The 21040-nt window shown below is 39.9% G+C and carries 18 protein-coding genes; 7 read left to right on the forward strand and 11 right to left on the reverse strand.

All coding sequences use genetic code 11. The features are described from left to right. The first annotated feature begins 35 nt into the window (after positions 1-35). From BUB77_RS31075 to BUB77_RS25300, 4 genes are all read left to right on the forward strand, one after another. The gene (locus BUB77_RS31075; protein ID WP_408606439.1) at positions 36-518 is read left to right on the forward strand and encodes a VanZ family protein; all 483 of its coding nucleotides are present in this window, start codon (positions 36-38) and stop codon (positions 516-518) included. 460 nt (positions 519-978) lie between these two features. Further along, positions 979-2910: a DNA gyrase/topoisomerase IV subunit B gene (locus tag BUB77_RS25290; RefSeq protein ID WP_073279960.1), complete on the forward strand. Its 1932-nt coding sequence runs from the start codon at positions 979-981 to the stop codon at positions 2908-2910. Between the two features lie 40 nt (positions 2911-2950). Then, complete coding sequence (locus BUB77_RS25295) at positions 2951-3220, forward strand: hypothetical protein (protein ID WP_170866749.1); 270 nt, start codon at positions 2951-2953, stop codon at positions 3218-3220. A 152-nt stretch (positions 3221-3372) separates the two neighbouring features. Then, positions 3373-5619 carry a DNA gyrase/topoisomerase IV subunit A gene (locus BUB77_RS25300; RefSeq protein WP_073279962.1) on the forward strand — a complete coding sequence of 749 codons (2247 nt, stop codon included), beginning with the start codon at positions 3373-3375 and terminating at the stop codon, positions 5617-5619. A 126-nt stretch (positions 5620-5745) separates the two neighbouring features. Here the strand turns inward: BUB77_RS25300 and BUB77_RS25305 are convergent, their stop codons facing one another. The 6 genes from BUB77_RS25305 to deoC form a co-directional block, all read right to left on the reverse strand. Further along, positions 5746-6699 (reverse strand): ABC transporter permease, encoded by a 954-nt coding sequence (locus BUB77_RS25305; protein WP_073279963.1) that lies wholly within the window; start codon positions 6697-6699, stop codon positions 5746-5748. Further along, entirely contained in the window at positions 6699-7802 is a 1104-nt protein-coding gene (locus tag BUB77_RS25310; RefSeq protein ID WP_073279964.1) for an ABC transporter permease, read from the reverse strand. The genes BUB77_RS25305 and BUB77_RS25310 overlap by 1 nt, the downstream gene beginning before the upstream one ends. A 73-nt stretch (positions 7803-7875) precedes the next feature. After that, entirely contained in the window at positions 7876-9402 is a 1527-nt protein-coding gene (locus BUB77_RS25315) for an ABC transporter ATP-binding protein (RefSeq protein ID WP_073279965.1), read from the reverse strand. Between the two features lie 88 nt (positions 9403-9490). Continuing rightward, on the reverse strand, positions 9491-10681 hold the full coding sequence (locus BUB77_RS25320; protein WP_073279981.1) for a BMP family lipoprotein: 1191 nt from the start codon (positions 10679-10681) through the stop codon (positions 9491-9493). A gap of 256 nt (positions 10682-10937) precedes the next feature. Continuing rightward, positions 10938-11642 (reverse strand): purine-nucleoside phosphorylase, encoded by a 705-nt coding sequence (deoD, locus tag BUB77_RS25325; RefSeq protein WP_073279966.1) that lies wholly within the window; start codon positions 11640-11642, stop codon positions 10938-10940. A 189-nt stretch (positions 11643-11831) separates the two neighbouring features. Beyond that, entirely contained in the window at positions 11832-12497 is a 666-nt protein-coding gene (gene deoC, locus BUB77_RS25330; protein ID WP_073279967.1) for a deoxyribose-phosphate aldolase, read from the reverse strand. A gap of 613 nt (positions 12498-13110) precedes the next feature. Between deoC and BUB77_RS25335 the strand changes: the two genes are divergently transcribed. Next, positions 13111-13932 carry a DeoR/GlpR family DNA-binding transcription regulator gene (locus BUB77_RS25335; RefSeq protein ID WP_073279968.1) on the forward strand — a complete coding sequence of 274 codons (822 nt, stop codon included), beginning with the start codon at positions 13111-13113 and terminating at the stop codon, positions 13930-13932. A gap of 196 nt (positions 13933-14128) precedes the next feature. On the opposite strand, the gene BUB77_RS25340 is transcribed toward BUB77_RS25335, so the two are convergent. Continuing rightward, positions 14129-14530, reverse strand: a complete 402-nt coding sequence (locus BUB77_RS25340; RefSeq protein WP_073279969.1) for a hypothetical protein — start codon at positions 14528-14530, stop codon at positions 14129-14131. Between the two features lie 241 nt (positions 14531-14771). On the opposite strand from BUB77_RS25340, the gene BUB77_RS25345 reads away from it, so the two are divergent. Continuing rightward, a complete protein-coding gene (locus BUB77_RS25345; RefSeq protein ID WP_242962585.1) occupies positions 14772-15611 on the forward strand; it encodes an AraC family transcriptional regulator in 840 nt (279 codons plus the stop codon). A gap of 496 nt (positions 15612-16107) precedes the next feature. Here the strand turns inward: BUB77_RS25345 and BUB77_RS25350 are convergent, their stop codons facing one another. From BUB77_RS25350 to BUB77_RS25365, 4 genes are all read right to left on the reverse strand, one after another. Further along, entirely contained in the window at positions 16108-17541 is a 1434-nt protein-coding gene (locus BUB77_RS25350; RefSeq protein ID WP_073279971.1) for a M20/M25/M40 family metallo-hydrolase, read from the reverse strand. Positions 17542-18054: 513 nt separating this feature from the next. Next, complete coding sequence (locus BUB77_RS25355) at positions 18055-18957, reverse strand: NUDIX hydrolase (protein WP_073279972.1); 903 nt, start codon at positions 18955-18957, stop codon at positions 18055-18057. Then, on the reverse strand, positions 18938-19423 hold the full coding sequence (locus BUB77_RS25360; protein ID WP_170866750.1) for a hypothetical protein: 486 nt from the start codon (positions 19421-19423) through the stop codon (positions 18938-18940). The genes BUB77_RS25355 and BUB77_RS25360 overlap by 20 nt, the downstream gene beginning before the upstream one ends. A gap of 115 nt (positions 19424-19538) precedes the next feature. Continuing rightward, positions 19539-20213 carry a hypothetical protein gene (locus tag BUB77_RS25365; RefSeq protein ID WP_073279974.1) on the reverse strand — a complete coding sequence of 225 codons (675 nt, stop codon included), beginning with the start codon at positions 20211-20213 and terminating at the stop codon, positions 19539-19541. Positions 20214-20615: 402 nt separating this feature from the next. Here BUB77_RS25365 and BUB77_RS25370 point away from each other — a divergent pair. Beyond that, positions 20616-21040: transposase (locus BUB77_RS25370; RefSeq protein ID WP_170866708.1), on the forward strand; the 425-nt coding region annotated here is incomplete at its 3' end.

Consider the following 21040-nt stretch of genomic DNA (forward strand, 5'->3'; position numbering starts at 1 on the left):
ATACTTATATTTGTTTTACTTTATATTTCACCTTGATGCCATTTGTAATACCAATTCCTTTTATTAATCTTAAAATGTCATCAGCAAATATAAATTTAATTCCATTCAATGATTTTCTGCTGGGGCATGGTGGAGCTACAAGGGAGCTCTTTCTGAATATTATTATGATGATTCCTTTCGGCATATTGGTTCCATTTATATATAAGAAGAATTTTTTTCCTACCATTGAATATACGTTCGGGTTCAGCTTCATAATTGAATCCTTTCAATTTTTTTCATATAGTGGTTTGAGAAGCTTTGATGTTACAGATTTGATCTCTAATACTCTAGGGGGCATCGTTGGATGTTTGCTTTATATGTTGTTTTGCCCATTAGCCACTTTTTTAATGGATAAAATGTTTAAAGGTAGTGGAAAAATAAATAAAATACCTCAGGGGATAACAAAAAGAGAAATAATTTTACTTGGAATTATAATAATACAATTACTTATAAGATCCATATTAGTAGTCTATATATAAAATTTCACACCTAGTTTTTACGGAACTGGACTTGAAAGTCTCCCTTCACACGTCTCTTATCATTTCATGACATTACAACATTCCTGCTTTGATATGATCATTGTGCTAACATAAAAGTTTTATAATTGATCTACTAATTTATCTGCAAATTAAGAGTCTTATTTTTAATACATAATATTTTACATTAATAAATTTCATTTAAGTAAATGTGTCTCACTAGATATATCGCAAGCAATTCATAAAAAGCAAAAAATGACCATTTTTATACATATTACTCTCTTAAATAACCAAACGTAATATGAACGAGAAGCCCTTATGCATAATATGTATGAACTTAATCTAGAAAAAAACAACAATACCCTTCCTGTGCCCAACACGGGCAGATAGTCAAATCACTGGATTTTCAGCTCCAAATATGTTAGAATAGCTCTAATTGATGATTACGAAAGGAAATAAATGTATGGAACAATATACCGGAAGTCAGATTGTAGTATTGGAGGGGTTGGAAGCTGTCAGAAAACGTCCCGGTATGTATATCGGAAGCACGGGCTCACGCGGTCTTCATCACCTGATATGGGAAATTCTTGACAACGGAATTGATGAACATCTGGCAGGCTTTTGCACCCAGATAAATGTAATGCTAAGAAAGGATGGAGGAATTACCATAAGGGATAATGGCAGAGGTGTCCCTGTCGATATCCACCCAACCAAAAAAATCCCCACTGCCAGAGTTGTTTATACCATTCTCCATGCGGGCGGTAAGTTTGGCGGCACTGCTTATAAGGTATCCGGCGGACTTCACGGTGTAGGTGCTTCCGTTGTAAATGCACTTTCCAGGCGTATGATTGTAGAGGTCCGTAAAGACGGCAAAATCTATCAGGATGAATACAGCAACGGCGGTCATCCTGTTACCTCACTTGTAGACGGCCTGCTGCCTGTTATCGGAAAATGCAACAAAAGTGATACCGGAACACAGGTCACCTTCTATCCTGATAATACCATCTTTGAAACCGTGGAATTTAAGGCTGATACGATAAAGAAAAAGCTAAAGGAAGTAGCTTACCTGAACAAAAACCTTGCCATTAACTTTCTCGATGAAGTTACCGGGGAAGAAACCATTTATCAGGAAGAATTCGGTATCAAAAGCTTCGTATCCTATCTAAACAGGGAAAGCACCGTAATTCATGAAGAGCCTATCTATATCTGCGGACAAAGCGGTGAAATTGAAGTGGAAGTAGCTTTTCAGTACACCGATTCCTATACTGAGCAGATTAATGCTTACTGCAACCGCATTAATGTAGTGGACGGAGGCACCCTGGTAACGGGCTTTAAAACAGCTCTCACAAGAGTAATCAATCAGTATGCCAGAGAACTTGGTACCTTAAAGGAAAAAGACGAGAATCTGGACGGTAAAGATATTCGGAACGGTCTGGTAGTCATTATCTCTATCAAGCATCCAGACCCACAATTTGAGGGACAAACCAAGACAAAGCTTGGTAACACTGACGCAAAGAGTGCAGTTGATGAAGTCTTTTCTTCCGAAGTCCAGCGCTACTTTGATAAAAACGTAGAAGTTCTAAAACGGATTATTGATAACTCCATGAAATCCTATAATGCCAGAAAGGCCGGAGACAAAGCAAGGCTTGCTGTGCTAAAGCAAATTTCCGATTCGGATGCCAAGATAAAATTGGCCTCCTGCTCCTCCAAAAAACCCGAGGAATGTGAAGTATACATTGTGGAGGGAGATTCCGCCGGCGGTACTGTAAAAACTGCCAGAGACCGCCGCACCCAGGCTGTACTTCCATTGCGCGGAAAGATATTAAATGTTGAGAAATCCTCTCTGGAAAAAATTCTGATTAACAATGAAATTAAGTCCATGATTGCCTCCTTTGGCTGCGGAATCGGTGATGACTTCGATATCAACAAGCTCCGCTACGGAAAGATTATTATTTTAACCGATGCGGATGTGGACGGCGCCCATATAAGTACTCTTCTTCTTACCTTCTTTTACCGCTTTATGCCGGAGCTTATTCTGGAAGGGAAGGTCTACAGAGGACTGCCGCCTTTATATAAAGTTGAATACGAAGCTGCCGGGAAGTCTAAGAAAAAGAAGCAGTCGGAATATTTATTTAATGACTTTGAACTGGAGAAATTCCGTACTATAAAAGAAAACAAAATAGTAAGCCTTCAGCGCTATAAAGGTCTCGGTGAAATGGATGCCTCCCAGCTTTGGGAAACCACACTGAATCCGGAAACCAGAGTCCTTGCCCAGGTAAGCATAAGCGATACGGTGGAAGCCGATGAAATCACTTCCATCCTGATGAGCAACAATGTTCCTCCCCGAAGAAGCTTTATTATAGAAGAGGCAAAATATGCAAAGCTTGACATATAGTATGAAAATTATTCCCTAAAATAGCATAATGCCAGCAAGTGTGAAAGAAAAGCGCTTTCACATTCCATTATTTATGGCAGTACCGCAGACCTGCCTGCGGTATGCAATGGGAGCAAGTGTGAAAGAAAAGCGCTTTCACATTCCATTATTTATGGCAGTACCGCAGACAGATCTGCGGTATGCAATGGGAGCAAGTGTAAAAGAAAAGCGCTTTCACTCCATTATTTATGGCAGTACCGCAGACCTGCCTGCGTTATGCAATGGGAGCAAGTGTGAAGAAAAAACGTCTTTATTCCAGCATTGTTTGTGATGCCAAAAAGTGGCATCATATCGGTAAGAGTGAAAGAAAAATCAGATAGGAAAGGAAGCCACATACAAATTCTTTCATTCTGTGAAACTTGTTTCACAATTTATATTGTGGCAGTATCCCAGGTAAGCCTGTGATATGTACTGAGTGTAATCATGAAACAAAATACAGAAAATATTATACAGTTGGATTATTCGGAGGAAATGAGAAATTCCTACAGAGATTACGCCACGAGCGTTATTGTTGCAAGAGCTCTTCCCGATGTAAGGGACGGGCTTAAACCGGTTCAGCGGCGAATCCTCTATGCCATGAGGGAGCTAGGCCTGGACCCTGCAAAGCCCCATCGTAAAAGTGCCCGTATTGTCGGTGACACCATGGGTAAATATCATCCTCACGGAGACAGTTCCATCTATGATGCGCTGGTACGTATGACAGAGGATTACTCCATGTCCATCCCTCTGGTAGACGGTCATGGTAATTTCGGTTCCATTGACGGCGACGGAAGTGCCGCCATGCGTTATACGGAAGCGAGGCTTTCAGAAGGTGCCATGACCATGCTCGACCACCTGGAAAAAGGCCTGGTACCCTTTATCCCCAACTTTGATGACAGCGAAAAGGAACCGGTAGTGCTTCCTGCCATGATTCCAAACCTTTTAATCAACGGCACTACCGGAATTGCCGTAGGTATGGCAACCAATATGCCTCCCCACAATCCTGCCGAAGTAATTGACGGTGCCATTGCATATCTTGATAATCCCGGCATCAGCCTGGAAAAGCTTATGAAATACATTCCCGGCCCTGATTTTCCTACCGGTGGCATTATTATCAATCAGGAGGATATTAGAAATATTTACGAAACCGGTGAAGGTAAGATACGCCTTCGCGCCGCAACAGAAATCGAGAACGGTGAAAATGGACGTAAGAATATCATTATTACAGAAATACCCTATACCGTAGCCGGCAATAAAACGAAGCTTGTAGAAAATCTTGTCAACCTTATGAAGGACAAGGTTTTTGATGAAATCTATGATGTACGGGATGAATCTTCAAAAGAAGGCATCCGTATCGTTATTGAAGTAAAAAAAGACAGGGATACTGAGAATCTGCTGAACGGGCTTTATAAAAAGACCCTAATGGAAGATACCTATGGTGTTAACATGCTGGCAGTAAAAGACCAGCAGCCTATCACCTTTTCTCTGAAAGCTTTGCTGAAGGAATTTGTTGTCTTCCAGGAGGAGCTTTATACCAAAGAATATGAACACCTTCTTGCAAAGGCGGAAAACAGGCTGGAAATTGTAGACGGTTTAATCCGGGCTACCGATGTAATTGATTTAATAATTGAAATATTAAGAGGAAGCTCTTCCATTGGACAAGCGAAAGCATGTCTTATCCAAGGTGATATTACGGATATTAAATTTAAATCAAAAGCTTCTGAAAAGCAGGCAAAAACCCTTGACTTTACAGAACGCCAGGCAGAAGCTATTCTTTCCATGCCCCTAAGCCGTTTAATCGGACTGGAAATCCTGAAACTACACGAAGAGAATGATGCCTTAAAGAAAAGCATCGACGAATACAAATTAATCCTCAGCGACTCCTCAGAGCTTTATAAAGTCATAAAAAATCACCTGAAGGATTACAAAAAGGCATTTAACATTCCCAGAAGGACGATGTTAACCTCTATTACAAACGTAGACTATGTAGAAGAGGTAAAGATAGAAGATATCTATATCCTTATCGACAGATTCGGGTATACCAAGTCCATTGATACAGTCTCCTATTCCCGATTATCAGAGGATACTCTAAATGAATATCCTCACATCATACTGTGTAAAAATACGGATAAGCTCTGCCTCTTCACAGCGGAAGGAAATATGTATCAGGTTAAGGCTGCCCAGATACCCAAATGCAAGATCAAAGATAAGGGAGCTCTTATACACACCCTTTGCAAGGTAGACAAAGAAAACATCCTCACCTATACCTCCTTCGAACAGCTCTTCGAATCACAGCTGGTATTCTCCACCAAAGCAGGCTATATTAAACTTGTATCCGGTATTGAATTCGAGACCAACCGAACTTCCATATCCTCCACCAAACTAGAGCCGGAGGATGAAATCGTAAATATAATTATGTTATCGGCCGGAGAAGCTCTGGCAAAAGATTCAAAGGTTATTATCCTCACAGAAAAAGGCCTGTCCCTTGGATTCTTATTAGCTGAAATACCTGAAATGAAAAAGACTGGGCGTGGTGTAAAATCGATTGAAATGGATAAAGCAGACTCCGTAGTGTTGACAGTCATCCCTAAAGCAACAGATGAGGTCTTCCTGTACAAAGAGAAAGAATTAAGCGTAAAAAAAGTCCGCTTAAGAAAAAGAGGACAAAAAGGACAGAAAGCGCAATTATAATATGTGAATCTTCCAATAACACAAGGTATGATTCATTAATACAGGAAGAAAGATTTAAATCTGAACTAAAAAGGCCGGTTAGGTAACCGGCCTTTTTCACGTCTAATATTTCCATTCCAAATATAGTTATCTGCTTCCCTTATCGTATGGAATACCTTCTGCTCTCGGTGCCTGAGAATTTTTTGAAGAAAAGGCGAGGATTACCAGCGTAGCAATGTAAGGAATCATCTTATATATTTCATTGGAGATCGGAAGATCCCTTATTACCGGAATTCCTGAATAAGCAGAAGCTAAGGTTTTCATGATACCAAAGAAAAATGCTGCTGCGATAATCTTATTGGTTCTCCACTGTCCGAAGATTAAAACGGCCAAGGCAAGGAAACCATAACCGGCAACAGTGGCATTAAAGTTGGTGGAAGTAGGTACGATAAATACAAGTCCTCCGATACCTGCCAATGCTCCTGATATCATAACTCCGGCATAACGGATTTTATATACGTTAATACCCACGGAATCCGCTGCCTGTGGATGCTCACCGCAGGCTCTAAGCCTTAGACCGAATCTTGTCTTGTTGATAACAATACCGGAAAGGATTGCAATTCCAAGTCCTACATAAGTTGTTACATAGGAGTTCTGGAACAGGAGGGGTCCAATTACCGGAATGCTTCCAAGAACCGGAACTTTATTAATATGAAAGGTATCCTTAAACTGAATCTGCTGTACACCCTGAACCATTCTCGCCACGAATACGACAAAGGCCGGAGCGAACATATTAAGAGCAGTACCGCTGATTGTCTGATCTGCCTTTAGGTTAATAGAAGCAAAGGCATGGAGCAGCGAAAACAATGCACCGCTGACGCCGGCGACTAAAAGTGCCAGCAGTAAAAGAGGCTGTCCGCTCATCCTGGATTCAAAGATGTGCATGAATCCGATTCCGAAGAATCCTCCCATAACCATGATACCTTCAAGAGCTATATTAACAACACCGCTTCGCTCAGAAAACATTCCTCCTAAAGCAACAATCAAAAGAGGAATCGCAAAAAACATAGTCTGCTGTACAATAAAATATAAAATATCCATTATTTTTCCTCCTTTACTGCGGCAGCCTCAGAAGGTCTTCTGCGGAATCTGTCAAACAAACTCTTGATTAACAGAGCAAATGCTCCAAAGTATATGATAGTGGAAATGATAATATCAACAATTTCCGGCACAAAATTGTAAAGCTGTATATTATTGCCGCCAACGGTAATGTGCCCTATAAACAGTCCGGCAAAGAGAATGCCGATTGGATTGGACATACCAAGAAGTGCAACGGAAATACCATTAAAGCCCTGAGGTGCTAAAACATCCAGAACCTGCAGGTACTTACCGGAGCCTGCCAGGTAAAGAAGTCCGCCGCCAAGACCGGAAAGTGCACCGGCTATTGTCATGGAGAGGATTATATTTCTCTTTGCATTAATACCTGCATAACGGCTTGCCTCGGGACTTAGTCCACAGGCCTTCAATTCATATCCGAAGGTTGTTTTGTTCAGCACAATGTAAATAATAATAACCGCCAATATGGCAATAAATATACTGATATTAATATTATTGGAATGAAATATCTTATCAAGGCCCAGTTTGGGTATAATAGCACTCTTGGCAACAGGTACTGACTGGCTCTTTATTGGATCATATACATATTTTACAATCAGTATATTTACCAGATACATTCCAATGTAGTTCATCATAATGGAAGTAATAACCTCATTAACATTTGCAACTGCTTTTAATATACCGGGCACCATTCCCCAGATCGCGCCTGCAATTAAGGCACCGATAAGTGCTACAATCCAGTGTACACCACCTGGCAGGAAGGTCCACTTAACACCGATGTAAACGGCTGCAAAGGCTCCGCAGGTGAACTGGCCGGAAGAACCTATGTTAAAAAGTCCGGTCTTAAAGGCAAATCCTACGGACAAGCCTGTTAAAATAATGGGAGTGGACAGATAAAACACCTGCGCTAAACCGGATAGTCCATCGGTAAAGCCGCCCTTTAGTATCATTCCGAAGGCCGGGAAAGCCTGTCTGGCATTACTAAAAAGCAATATTATCAGTCCGAAAAGAAGTCCGGCGGCAATCGCTACGATGGATGCTAAAAAATCCTTACCGCCTTTGCTTAACTCAAATTTCTGCTTCTTCATATATATCCTCTTTCCTGCTCATAGGCAAACTCTTTGTGACAGCTTCCGTGGACAAAGAGCCAATCTCCCGGCATTAATTCGCAATTTTTCTCTTGGAACCGGACATATAGAGTCCTAATTCCTGTACGGTTACCGACTTCGGATCTAAATCCGCCACAATTTCGCCCTCATAAATGACCAGAATACGGTCACTTACATCCATAACTTCGTCTAATTCCAAAGATATCAAAAGTACTGCTTTTCCGTTATCCCTTTGCTTAATCAGCTGCCTATGAATATACTCCGTAGCTCCGACATCAAGTCCCCTGGTGGGCTGAACAGCCAGTACTATGTCAGGGTCCCTGTCAAGCTCTCTTGCAATGATAACCTTCTGCTGGTTACCGCCTGACATTCCTCTGGTTATGGAATTTTCATCCTGTGAGCTTCTGATATCATACTGTTTGATTAATTTCCTGGCATACTCTCTTACCGCATCAAAGCGTATAAATCCATGTCTTTGAAATCTTGGCTCAAAATATGTCTGAAGTACTGCATTTTGCTGAAGGTTATAATCCAGCACCAAGCCATGCTTATGCCTGTCCTCCGGTATATGGGCCATTCCTGCAAGACTCCTCTTTCGGATGGAATCCTTCGTAATATCCTTTCCATTTACCTCTATCCTTCCGGATTGAAGAGGCATCAGACCAGTGATACCGTATACCAGCTCTGACTGTCCATTGCCATCAATTCCCGCAATGCATACAATCTCACCCCTTTTAACCTCAAAGGATACATCATTGACTACTTTTTTATGGGAGCCCTTGGCCATAATTGAGAGGCCTTCAACCTTTAATGTGACATCGCCTAATTTTTCTTCCGCCTTTTCAAGATTGAAGTTTACCTTTCGTCCTACCATCATCTCAGACATGGTTTCTCTGGTCGCTGTCTCAACATCAATGGTACCGATATATTTGCCCTTTCTCAGTACCGTACAGCGGTTTGCAACCGCCTTAATTTCATTCAATTTATGTGAAATGAATATAATAGATTTGCCTTCTTCTACTAGATTCTTCATTATCTTCATCAACTCATCGATTTCCTGAGGCGTCAATACCGCCGTCGGTTCATCAAATATTAAAATCTCATTGTCGCAGTAAAGCATTTTTAATATTTCAACTCTTTGCTGCATTCCTACCGTAATATCTGAAATATATGAATCCGGATCTATCTTTAATTTGTAATGCTCGCTTAATTCTACAACTTTTTTTCTGGCCTCGTCCATTTTAAGGAAGCCCCCATTTACGGTTTCCCGGCCTAAAACGATGCTTTCAAGGACTGTGAAATTATGCACCAGTTTAAAATGCTGGTGTACCATGCCGATATTCAAATTATTAGCATCATTGGGGTTATTGATCTTAACAGGATTTCCGTTTATCTTTATCTCCCCCTGCTCCGCCTGGTATAATCCGAATAAAACGCTCATCAGTGTGGATTTTCCTGCTCCGTTTTCACCTAAAAGAGCATGGACTTCCCCTTTTTTTACACACAGCGTTACATCATCAAGAGCTTTGAAATTGCCAAACTCTTTTGTAATATGATTCATTTCAATGACATATTCCATACAGTCCTCCTAAGCATTCTTTAAAAATGAGGGTACTTATCAATATAGGCACCCTCATTGCTTTACACAGTCTTTAAACCAAAACTAATTATTTCACCATCTGAACCTTAACATTTTCAAGAGGAAGTCCGCTGGCATCTGCTATTACTTTACCATCCTTATCCAATGCGGTTGTATCATTTAAGATAGTAACTTCTTTCTTAACAATCTTATCATAGATTGCTGTGTAATCATCCTTTGTGAACTTGGCGAATTTGGAAGTATCCATAGGAAGTTCAACACCTTCAGTCGTAGCATCCAGTGTTACGGATTTTCCGCCGGGGAATGCATTGGTATAGAAGGTTCCTAAAGCGTCAGAAACAGATTTCTTTAAGTTCTTCATAGAAGAAGTAATAACGGTATCGGATTCAGTTGCCTGATCAACGTCAACACCAATTACTTTCTTTCCGGCAGCTTCTGCAGCCTTCATTACAGAGTTACCAACAGCACCGCCGCAAGCGAAGATTACTTCTGTTCCTTCGTTATACCAGGAAGCTGCTTTTGCCTGATTATCAGGAGTAGCATCAAAGTTACCAACATAAGTGTATTTTAAATCAACACTGCCGGCAGCAAGTCCTAATTCTTTTGCTGCATATTCAGCACCCTGTGCAAATCCGTAACCGTAACGGATAACGGCAGGAACTGCAATACCGCCCATGAAACCTAACTTCGTATAACCTTCTTTAACGATTGCATAGCCTGCAAGGAAACCTGCTTCCTGCTCAGCGTAGAAGATGGAGTAAGAGTTAGCTGCAACATCAGCTGTTGTAGAGCCCTCTTCGTGAGGAACACCATCTAAGATAACGAATTTAACATCCGGATACTTAGCCTGCTCTGTATGAACAGGAACTTCAAACATATATCCCGGGCAAACAATGATTTTAGCACCGCCCTTAATAGCAAGTTCAATACTTGTTACATAAGCTTCATCGGATTTTTCAGTGGGTTTGTAGTATTTATAAGTCTTGTTGTTCTCTTTTGCGTAAGCTTCAACGCCTTCCCAGGCACCCTGGTTAAAGGATTTGTCATCAATTGTACCGATATCGGTAATTAATGCGATTTCATACTGATCGGAACCGGATGCTTCTGTTGTTGCGGTTGCTTCCGGTGTAGCAGTAGCTTCTGTGCCATTTCCGGTATTGTCCTTGGTACCGTTATTGCTCTTGGTACCGCATGCAGCTAATGAAAATACTAATGTCAAGGTTAAAGCAAGGCTTAATGCCTTTTTGAATAACTTCATTTTTTCATTCCTCCCTAAATAATTTTCTTTTTTCATAAACCTTTTGCCCTTATTGAGCAATCCCATTTCGCAGCTTCTCCTCTGATACGGCGATGCTGTCCTTTTGATTCTTATTCCCATTGCATGCCACAGACAAGTCTGCGGTACTGCCATAGATAATGGAGTGTGAAAGTGCTTTTCTTTCACACCTATTCCCAGTCTGAGAGTGATGCATTCTTTGAGCTAATCCAGCTCCTGATTTATACTGTTTCAGGAACTATGCTATTTCCAGTGCAATCTTCATCATGTCGTGGAAGCTCTCCTGACGTTCCTCTGCCGTGGTAGCCTCTCCTGTTACCAGTGAATCGGAAATGGTGCAGATAGCAAGTGCATTCTTGCCGGTTCTTGCAGCATTCATATAGAGAGCTGCTGCCTCCATCTCCACGCAGAGAACTCCCATTTTAGCCCATTTCATCGTACCCTGGGAATCATCATAAAAGGTATCTGAGGATAAGAAATTACCCGCCATATAGTGAATTCCCATTCCCTCTGTCACCTGTATTGCTTTGTGCAAAAGTTCATAGGAAGCGATGGGCGCAAATGTTCCAGGCAGTTCAAACTGGCTGGCATATGCTGAGTTGGTGCAGGCTCCCATGGCAAAGGCTATATCTCTGATCTTCAAGTCCTTATGCATGGAACCGGCAGTTCCGATGCGGATAATGTTGTCCACATCATAATAACGATACAGTTCATAGGAATAAATGCCGATGGAAGGCATGCCCATTCCGCTGGCCATTACGGAAACCTTCTTACCCTTATAGGTTCCGGTATATCCATTGACTCCCCTTACAGGGTTAACTAATACCGCATTTTCAAGATAATTGTCTGCTACAAACTTTGCTCTTAAGGGATCTCCAGGCATTAATACAGTTTTTGCAAAATCGCCTTTCCCTGCCGCTATATGCGGTGTAGGTGTACTCATAGTATTCCTCCTCATTGCATATTTTAAATCATTGTATAAAATCTGTCTATCGCAAACATACTATCGAAGCGATACAGAGTTAAGTAACAAAAACAAGCTGCTTTTCTTAATAATCGTAATTCCTTTGATGAAATACTTTCAATTATTAATCAGTTGTCCGAAAAGCTCTTAATAATGTCTTTTTCCGGCTTAATAGGCTTCTGCTTTCAGCCCTTTCACCAGATTTACGGCAGAGCTGGTACCGATTCTGCTGCAGCCAGCTTCAATAAACGCTTTTAAATCCTCCAGGGAGCGAACTCCGCCGGCAGCCTTTATCTTGACCTGAGGACCAATATGCTCTTTAAATAAAGAAATATCCTCTAACGTAGCACCATTTGTTCCAAATCCGGTAGAGGTCTTGATAAAATCAGCATTTGCATTGGTTACTGCATGGCACATTGCTATCTTTTCTTCCTTAGTAAGATAACAGGTTTCTATAATAACCTTGAGAATTTTATCTCCTGTTATCTGTTTTAACAGAGCGATTTCTTCCTCTGCTTTTTTATAATCGCCGTTTTTGACATCGGTAATGTTGATTACCATATCAATCTCCGCTGCTCCATCTTCCAGTGCCTGCCTGCATTCAAAGGCTTTTGTCTCCTTTGTACTGTATCCTAAAGGAAACCCAATTACGGTACAAATAGTAAGCCTGTCCCCATACTCTTTATGAATACGGCTTACATAGCAGGGAGGAACACATACGGATGCAGTTTGAAATTCCAGGGCTTCATCACATAATTGCTTAATATCTTCCCACGGAGCTACAGGTTTTAACAGCGTATGATCTACATAGTGCAGCATTTCAACTTCTTTCATATCGGCCTCTTTCCCAAACATTCCAATTGTTCGAACATCCAAATCCACTTGCCTGAAAAATTACTATTCCCACATAATAATATTCCAGTTTACTACCCTGTTTTATGCATAAATATTAAACCAAATACTCAAATAATTTCATTACGGTAAATGGTTTTTGTAAAACGAAAGTAAAATAAAACAGATGTCAGATAAGGCAATGGCCCTATTCGTGTATATCATTCTTCCGGAAGACGAATGAACTGTCATTCATAATTCACAATATAGCATGGCAGCCCTGCAACAAGTTTACTATATTTACTCATTACATTGAATACGATTAGAGCACTTTACACAATCAAAAGGAACATCTGTATTAAAAATGTAGTATGCTTTTTATTTCTTAGTTCTATACTACCACTTTTATAGATGCCGGTCAATAAAATTTTGTGCCACTTTTCACATTTTTTACAGCATGATTGTTCTAGTTAAAGCAAATTTTATGATATTCAGAAATTAGTTGAATATATATCCACAAAATGTTATAATACTAACATAAAATATTATGGTTTATTACTAACTTTTGAAAGCACCGATTATATGTCCTTACTATATTGTTAATGAGGAGTTAAGAATGAGCAAGAAGACGGACCGGATTAACCGGCTTATCGACATTATCAAAACTAAAAACGGAGCCTCCGTCAAAGAGCTCGCAGCTATGTTAGGAGTATCCGAGATGACAATACGCCGGGACCTGGATGTTTTGGAGCAGCATAGTATTGTTAATAACGTATACGGCGCTGCTATCTATAACCCTGCTACCGACAATCCTACCTTTAAAGGCAGGGAGGGTACAGACTATGATCTAAGCATCCCTTATGACTTGTCAAATGCAAAAAGTGCCAGAGATATTGAAAAGAAAAGTATCGGTGCCTTTGCTGCTTCTTTGATTAATCCCGGCGATATTATCGTGATTGACACCGGTTCAACTACGGAAATGCTTGCCGAGCACATTCCTGATGATACAAACGCCACCGTTCTCTGCTATAATGCGAATATTCTTAATTCCCTTCGTTTAAAAGAAGATTTGACCCTTATCTTTTCCGGCGGTAAATACCATCCCCAAACACAGATGGTGGAAAGCTTACAGGGCGTTGAACTGATAAAAAGTATGAGGTTCACAAAAGCCTTTATCTCAGCGGCAGGGGTTCATCCAAGTCTTGGAATAACCTGTGTATACGATTATGAAGTGCCTACCAAGCTGGCAATTATGCAGTCCTCCGTCGAGAAAATACTTCTGTTTGACTCCAGTAAATTCAATCAGGTAAAGCCGGCTTTCTTCGGAAGCCTGACGGATTTTGATACTATTATAACGGACGATAACATTTCAGATTACTGGAAGGAAATGATTCAGTCTAAAAATATCAAATTATATACCGTACTGGGCAGTAAATAATGGCTGCTTTACTGTTATATACCCATGGGCTGCTTTAAATCTTAACCTCAAATTTTATAAGGTTTTGGGGTTATTATAAAACGGAATAAATAAACGCTGTGAAAACTAAGCTAAAGGCTTAACTCCACAGCGTTTCTTATATTAAGAAGGTTAACACTTTGCCATTACAATCGTTATCAACTGCTGCAAGCAAATCTTACTGCTCTTTTCTTGGTCTCTTCTTCATGAGAGGGAATTCACCACTCTCTCTTAGATTTTTAAGTTTTTGAACTTTAAAAGCCTTAAATCTCTCCGCATCCGATTTATCCAATACCTGAAACTCTACCATCTTATCCAACAGCTTAGCTTCATCATTCATTTCTGCTTCCAACAATGCATAGATTTCTTCCTTCTGCTGTTTCGTAAGGGATTGCCAGGCAGTTTCAGCTTTTTTAACTCTTTGATCAAAAGCAGCATCTTTGCTGTTTTTATCCTTATTTAACTCTGACAGTGTTGCCGATTCAGTATTTGTCTCCGCTGCTTCTACTGTAATTGATCCAAATCCGGCCAAATAGATTAATCCGGCCAGAGCAAGACCACATAACTTTATTTTATTCATTCAGCTTCCTCACTTTCCTGAATGGCAAAGCACAACCTTCTTACGTTAGTATTTCCGGCAGTTGTGAAAAAATTGTGAAAAATAAAAAAAATTAATTTCCATTTGGGCGATAACAAGGAATTTTAGAATGAATTTTTATTTTATAGACAAACACCTTTTCCATACGTTAAAATTGATATAGAAAATATCGGGAAAACCTGGGTGGTATACGATAAAATGAAGCCAAGAGGTGATGATAACCATGCAATCAGATTGGACAGGAAGAATGAACTCCGTAATTGACTATGTGGAGGAGAATTTAAGTCATGACATTGAGGAAGAGGATATCAGCAGGATAATTGCCTGCCCCTTTTCCTTATTCCACAATTCCTTTACTCAGATTACCGGCATATCCTTTGCCGAATATATCAGACGGCGAAGGTTGACCTTAGCAGCCTATGACCTGCAAAATACCGACGAAAAGATTATTGATATCGCCCTGAAATACGGCTATCAATCTCCGGACTCTTTCCGGGTGGCATTTAAAAGGTTACATGGCCTTTCTCCGTCCGATGTGAGAACGTCAAGTGTTACTCTCACCTTCTACTGCAGATTGCATTTTGAATTAAATATTATGGGGGTTGAGAAAATGAATTATACCATCCTGGAAAAAGAACCATTTAAGGTAATCGGTATACGGAGAACCGCTCCTTACGGAGGCGGTACATGGGCAGTTGTAAAAAGCGACGGAAGCAATGAAAAAATCAATGAGCTTTATGGCAGATTTTTTGATCTGGGGCTATGCTTTGGCTTTGGCCCAGATGGAAGCAACGACTATATGTGCGGTTTGGAATGGGACGGGGCCGATGCCGCTGGTTTTGATATTTACGAATATCCCAAGGCTGCATGGCTCCGCTTTGAAGCAAAGGGCAGTATCACGGAACAAACTCTCGGCAATGTCTGGTATCGTATTAACAATGAGTTTCTGCCTCAGAGCAAATACCAAAAATCCGGACTTCCTACCATCGAAAAGTATATCTCCTGGGATGAAGGAGCCGATAGCTGCTATGTAGAAATATTGATTCCGGTGTCAGTAAAATAAGTTTGATAGTTAACAAGACTGTAATTTAATTTGTGTTTTTTAGGTATTTAAGGCTCAAGGATTTTAAATTTAAAATTCCGAAAAAGCCATAAAGGCTGTAGGGCTGAAGTTGCTTACTTATCTGTCTGCTTGACAGAGTGTATATCAGCCCTCGCCTTTAGCTGCATTCCCAGGATTTTTATTGCATATTAAGACAAAATCATAGCCTGTGCAAACTTCACCTTGGCATATCCTCTTGTGGTATTCGCCTTGACGTATTCTTCTTGATGCATTCCCCTTGATGTATTTTTCTTGATGCATTTTTCTTGACGTATTCTTCTTGATGCATTTTTCTTGATGTATTCTTTTTGATGTATTTTTCTTGATACATTTTTCTTGACGTATTGTTCTTTATGTATTTTTCTTTATGTATTTTTCTTAGTATCTTCCCTTGCCCCAAATTGTTTATTTACATCTATGCCATCACTAGGAGTATATCAAATGGATTTTCATTCTATTATAATTCCTTCAATAACCTTACATAAAACTCGACTGTTTGAAGCAAGGCAGCAATGGGAATTCTCTCGTTATGCCCGTGTATTAAGCCTCGTTCTTCTTTGGAAAGGCGCATGGCAGAAAAACGGTATACCCTGTCTGTAATCCGGCAGTAATGCCTTGAGTCACTGCAAGCCATCATCAGGTAAGGTGAAACCACAACTTCCGGCCAGGTTATTTTGATTACTTTTTTCAACTTATGCCATTCCTCACAGGAAGTATCCGAGCAAATAGAGGGATTCATACCACTTACCAGGGAAGTCTTAATTTTATCATTTCCAATGGTTTTCTTAAGATATTCTACCGCAGAATCAATCGTATCTTCTCCAAGAAGTCTCATATTAATTCCGAACCTGGCCTTGGATGGAAGAACATTATAGGCCTTGCTGCCTTCCATTCTGGTAACGGCAACCGTCGTCCGAACCATGGCATTCAGTTCTCCTCCGGCTTTCTTGCAAATCATATCCAACACCGGTGCAAAGCACCAGAGATTGGCAAAAATAATCCGATAGGCAAATGAAGAATGCCTTCCCAAGGTATCAAACATCTCCAGAACCGGTTTGGTCATCTGACGTTTAAAGGGATGCTTTTCTATTTTGGTCACTGCTTCACTAAGCTGGCCGAGAATGGTATGAACGGGAGGAGTAGAGGCATGCCCGCCCTGGCTTTCCATTTCAAAGTCCATATCCACGCTGCCCTTTTCTCCGATTCCAACAAGAGCACACTCTCCTGTAACTCCCGGGAATACATGATCCACCACAGCACCGCCTTCGTCAAGAACCAACGCCGGCTTAATACCCTTATTCTCCAAATGAGCTACCATATCCGGACAGCTGTCTCCTGCGATTTCCTCTTCTCCTGAAAAAGCCAGGTAGAGGTCATTTTCCGGAATATAACCTTCTGCAAGCAGCTGTTCCAATGCTTCCATTACTCCGCAAAGAGTTCCTTTGGTATCAAGAGTTCCTCTCCCCCATATGTATCCATCTTCCACAAGCCCGTCAAAAGCCGGTTTCCTCCACTGGGCTTCCTCTACCGGAACCACATCATAATGTGCCATGCAGACAGATGGCTTTGCAGAAGACTTGCCCTTGAGGTAATATAGAAGGCCGGTCTTTCCAACCTTCTCCAGTTCACATTTCTCATGAATCCTTGGAAATCTTTTCTTTAATAATTCTTCGAATTCACGGAATTCCTCACGGTCAATCAGGGCTTCGTCACGGTAGGACACCGTTTTACACCGTATCATAGCTGACATGTCATCAATTATTTTGCTGTTGTTAACTAAAATTTGCTCTTTCTCAATGCCTTCTGTTTTTTCAGGCTTAAATAGCATGGCTCTGATGAAAATAACTGCCAGAAAAGCAAGTATAATTATAACGATTATTATTCCAACCATTTATAAATTTCCTTTCCTAAAATGTATTCTTCCGCTTACTACATCATTTTATTATATCATCAAAGACTTTTCTGCAGCCATGACTCGTTCATTTCATACTTTACAAAGTACACATTGCGTGTTATATTGGAGTTAGAAAAGGAACAACCGCCCACTAGGGGTTTGACCGATTATATGAGAAGCAACGCCACCCGAACCGTCCAAAGTATCAGGGTGGTTTTGCTATGTATGACTACTTACAAAACGTAAAAACGAATGTAAGCAATGTCAAAAGAAATATACCAAAAGTCAGTATATCCTTAAAATCAAAATGATTTTTCATAGGCCTCACCCCCATTCCCAGGAGAATGAAGGTCAAAACACCCTGCAACACGATTGTTCCATAGTGCTATTTTACCATATTCTTACATCAGTTACAATTCAAATAATGCATTACTTGAGAACAAATAATGTATTACTTGATTGAACAGGCTGGCTCTGATGATTTCAAATTTATCAATTTTAAGACAGAAATTACCGGCTCTTATAAAAGGCTTCCACATTTCTTTTAAATAGTTTCGCCGGACGGTGCCCTGCACCTTCAAGCACTTTATCGGTTTCATTTACCAGCCCTGCTATCTTTCTGCGGAAATTAGCTGCCAAAAGCTCTTCATCCAGTATGGTTTCAAATGCCTTCTGCAATTGTGTCAGCGTAAAATACTCCGGCATCAGATTAAATGTAATCCTTCCATCTATCTCTGTAATTTCCCGCAATTTTTTCAAAGCACATACAATAATCATAGCATGGTCAAATGCCAGTCCACCCGATTCCAGTATGTTGTAACTAACAGATTCATGATAATCCTGATAACTTTTAATTTCTTTCACCCTGCTGGAAAGCTTAATATCTTCACAAGACAGCTTCAGGCAATAAACTGTATCAATTTCAATACTATCCTCGCCTTTCAGAAAGTTCCGTTCTTCTGCCTCTTTCTCCAGCTCAATATCAAACCACTGTGCCTCACTGGCATCATCTCCAGCACGATGCTTGCATTTGTTTCCATCCATTAGTGCCATAAAAGTATTCGATATGATCCAGCCTCTTGGATCCCTGTCCTTGTCGCTGTACACATCAACCAGTTCCATATAAGCTCGCTTGATATGCGTCTCCTCAAACAGTTCACGGCTTGCTGTTTCCCTTACCGTTTCACCTTTTCTCGCAAACCCGCCGGGCAGCGCCCAGTCATTACGAAAAGGATGAGCCCCTCTGCGGATTAATAACAATCTCAGTTTTTGCTCCGGGAGCTTCCTGTAATTATCTTTTTCATCCGGCATAATTGAAAATACAGCAATATCAGCTGCGATAGACGGTCTTTCATACTTTGTAATATCATAACCTTTTATAAATTCTTTTTCATCATTGTTTTCTTTCTTCATAATAGCCTCCTAAATATCCCCATTCTAGCCTTGCTGCTCTTTCATAGGCATCTGCCTTTGTAACCTCTTTTATTATCGGACTGCCATATAAACAATATCCTACATAATAATATTTATTGCATCTACTGCATTTTAAATATGCATTCATGGTATAGTGATTTCCCCTCTCTATCCAGTAACCAAAATCTTTTGGTTGACAGTTTGCCGCAAATAAACTCAATTCCTCCATATCAACCAGCTCCTGCAATACGATTTCTTTTATCCTTTTTTCTGCTATCATTGCACCAATGACCTTGCAGGCTTCACAGGTATCTTGAGCTGTCTTCTCATGAACCTCTTCTGCTGATGTACAGGATTCTTTTGATTTTTTCTTAAAGTAGTTTATCAATTTCATTATTCTGTTCAACTTATTGCCTGAATTCATTTCCTTGTTCTGGACCTGCATATTCGTTAAATATCCTTTCATCCTCAGCTTAGCATAGGCTTTTCAAAACATAGACATACATTGAAAGCCGGCTCGGGCCATGACTCTAACTAATACGGAATAAATTTTATTGCTTCCTTGGGGATTATTCCATTATCTATTTATAATAATAGTACAAGTTTCCCTGATACACCTCTTCCAGTACACTAAGCCTGTCAAATTTAACAATCCTATCCAATTCCACAATCAAATGATGCTTATCAAAGTTCAAAACATACTCTTTTACATAATTTATAATTTTGCTCTGATAATTATCGTATTTATCGTCGAATGCAGCATCCCGCAAAAATACGGTATATACTCCATATCCACTGTTAACGACCTTGGCCACCCCGTATTCAGCATATTTTTTCTCTATTTCGGGGCATAGGCTTAATCCTGCTTCACGGATTACTTCGTCCCTCCAGATTCTTGGAAAATAAAAGCCTGAGATTCCCGGCTTCGGATAACTAATATTTGCCCATTCATAATCCTGATAGAGGTGATTAGATTTACATACTTGCAGGAATTTATCCAGGCTATCCTTATAAATACTTTTCTTACTTCCATGCCGAAAAAAGCCTTCGAATAAGTCACTTAAAATACAAATATTATATTTACCATATGTGTCGTGATTTTTATATATGTCTTTCTCAAAATAAAGATTATATAATATAACTCCTCGCTCGCTGTACCAATTCTGCATTTCTTTTAATAAAAGGCCCGGTTCCTTTTTCCCTTCTATGAATGCAATTGTTTCATCATATAAATCCTTGGAGATTAAATTTGGCATCGTTATATCACCATCCATAAATATTATTTTGATTTTTATGTTCTGTTATAGTCAATGCTGCTATTTACATTCTGTTATAATTTATTTATTTATTATTATCAATATGATAATATCATTGAATGTATTTGTCAAGACCAACTATACTAATTATTACTTGTACATATGTAAATTCATTTACAAATTAATTTATATATTCAACTACTTTTAAAAATGGAACGGTACCTACAACATTGTCATATCTATTATAATGAATTTGCCACACCAAACTTTTCAAATGAAATCAGGAAATGTATTTGAAAATCTGAAAATATCGTGTATTTTAATGGGCTTTGGGAGTATCCTAAAGATTGTGTAAACCTTCAAACTGATGTAAGATGATTACAACAGTTTGGAGGTTTTATAATGTCAAAGAGAACGCGAGACGAATCACCACAGAAACAGGCTATGAGAGAATTGATGAAGGAATATCTAAAAAACAATGATGTTCAAGTCAAGAATGGTACTGATGTCAACTCCGTTATGCGGGATATGATGTCTGTACTGCTGGAAGGTGTTCTGGACGAGGAACTGGATGAAGAATTAGGCTATTCAAAGTATGATTATCGGAATAAGGATACCGATAATAGCAGAAACGGACATTCTTCCAAAACCATACATACCTCTTATAGTGATATGGAGGTGGCAATTCCACGTGACCGAAATGGGGATTTTGAACCCCAGGTTATTAAGAAGTATCAAAATACGGTTACCCAGGACATGGAGGAAAAGATTATATCTATGTATGCCAAAGGCATGACCACTACAGATATCGAAAGTCATATGCGTGA

The organism is Anaerocolumna jejuensis DSM 15929, from assembly GCF_900142215.1.
In the GTDB taxonomy this organism is placed as follows: domain Bacteria; phylum Bacillota; class Clostridia; order Lachnospirales; family Lachnospiraceae; genus Anaerocolumna; species Anaerocolumna jejuensis.

What these genes read in the sequence shown, in the direction of transcription:
- BUB77_RS31075 (WP_408606439.1), top strand. Translation starts at nt 36, where the DNA reads ATGCCATTTGTAATACCAATTCCTTTTATTAATCTTAAAATGTCATCA.
- BUB77_RS25290 (WP_073279960.1), top strand. Translation starts at nt 979, where the DNA reads ATGGAACAATATACCGGAAGTCAGATTGTAGTATTGGAGGGGTTGGAA.
- BUB77_RS25300 (WP_073279962.1), top strand. Translation starts at nt 3,373, where the DNA reads ATGAAACAAAATACAGAAAATATTATACAGTTGGATTATTCGGAGGAA.
- BUB77_RS25305 (WP_073279963.1), bottom strand. Translation starts at nt 6,699, where the DNA reads ATGGATATTTTATATTTTATTGTACAGCAGACTATGTTTTTTGCGATT.
- BUB77_RS25310 (WP_073279964.1), bottom strand. Translation starts at nt 7,802, where the DNA reads ATGAAGAAGCAGAAATTTGAGTTAAGCAAAGGCGGTAAGGATTTTTTA.
- BUB77_RS25315 (WP_073279965.1), bottom strand. Translation starts at nt 9,402, where the DNA reads ATGGAATATGTCATTGAAATGAATCATATTACAAAAGAGTTTGGCAAT.
- BUB77_RS25320 (WP_073279981.1), bottom strand. Translation starts at nt 10,681, where the DNA reads ATGAAGTTATTCAAAAAGGCATTAAGCCTTGCTTTAACCTTGACATTA.
- deoD (WP_073279966.1), bottom strand. Translation starts at nt 11,642, where the DNA reads ATGAGTACACCTACACCGCATATAGCGGCAGGGAAAGGCGATTTTGCA.
- deoC (WP_073279967.1), bottom strand. Translation starts at nt 12,497, where the DNA reads ATGAAAGAAGTTGAAATGCTGCACTATGTAGATCATACGCTGTTAAAA.
- BUB77_RS25335 (WP_073279968.1), top strand. Translation starts at nt 13,111, where the DNA reads ATGAGCAAGAAGACGGACCGGATTAACCGGCTTATCGACATTATCAAA.
- BUB77_RS25340 (WP_073279969.1), bottom strand. Translation starts at nt 14,530, where the DNA reads ATGAATAAAATAAAGTTATGTGGTCTTGCTCTGGCCGGATTAATCTAT.
- BUB77_RS25345 (WP_242962585.1), top strand. Translation starts at nt 14,772, where the DNA reads ATGCAATCAGATTGGACAGGAAGAATGAACTCCGTAATTGACTATGTG.
- BUB77_RS25350 (WP_073279971.1), bottom strand. Translation starts at nt 17,541, where the DNA reads ATGGTTGGAATAATAATCGTTATAATTATACTTGCTTTTCTGGCAGTT.
- BUB77_RS25355 (WP_073279972.1), bottom strand. Translation starts at nt 18,957, where the DNA reads ATGAAGAAAGAAAACAATGATGAAAAAGAATTTATAAAAGGTTATGAT.
- BUB77_RS25360 (WP_170866750.1), bottom strand. Translation starts at nt 19,423, where the DNA reads ATGAAAGGATATTTAACGAATATGCAGGTCCAGAACAAGGAAATGAAT.
- BUB77_RS25365 (WP_073279974.1), bottom strand. Translation starts at nt 20,213, where the DNA reads ATGCCAAATTTAATCTCCAAGGATTTATATGATGAAACAATTGCATTC.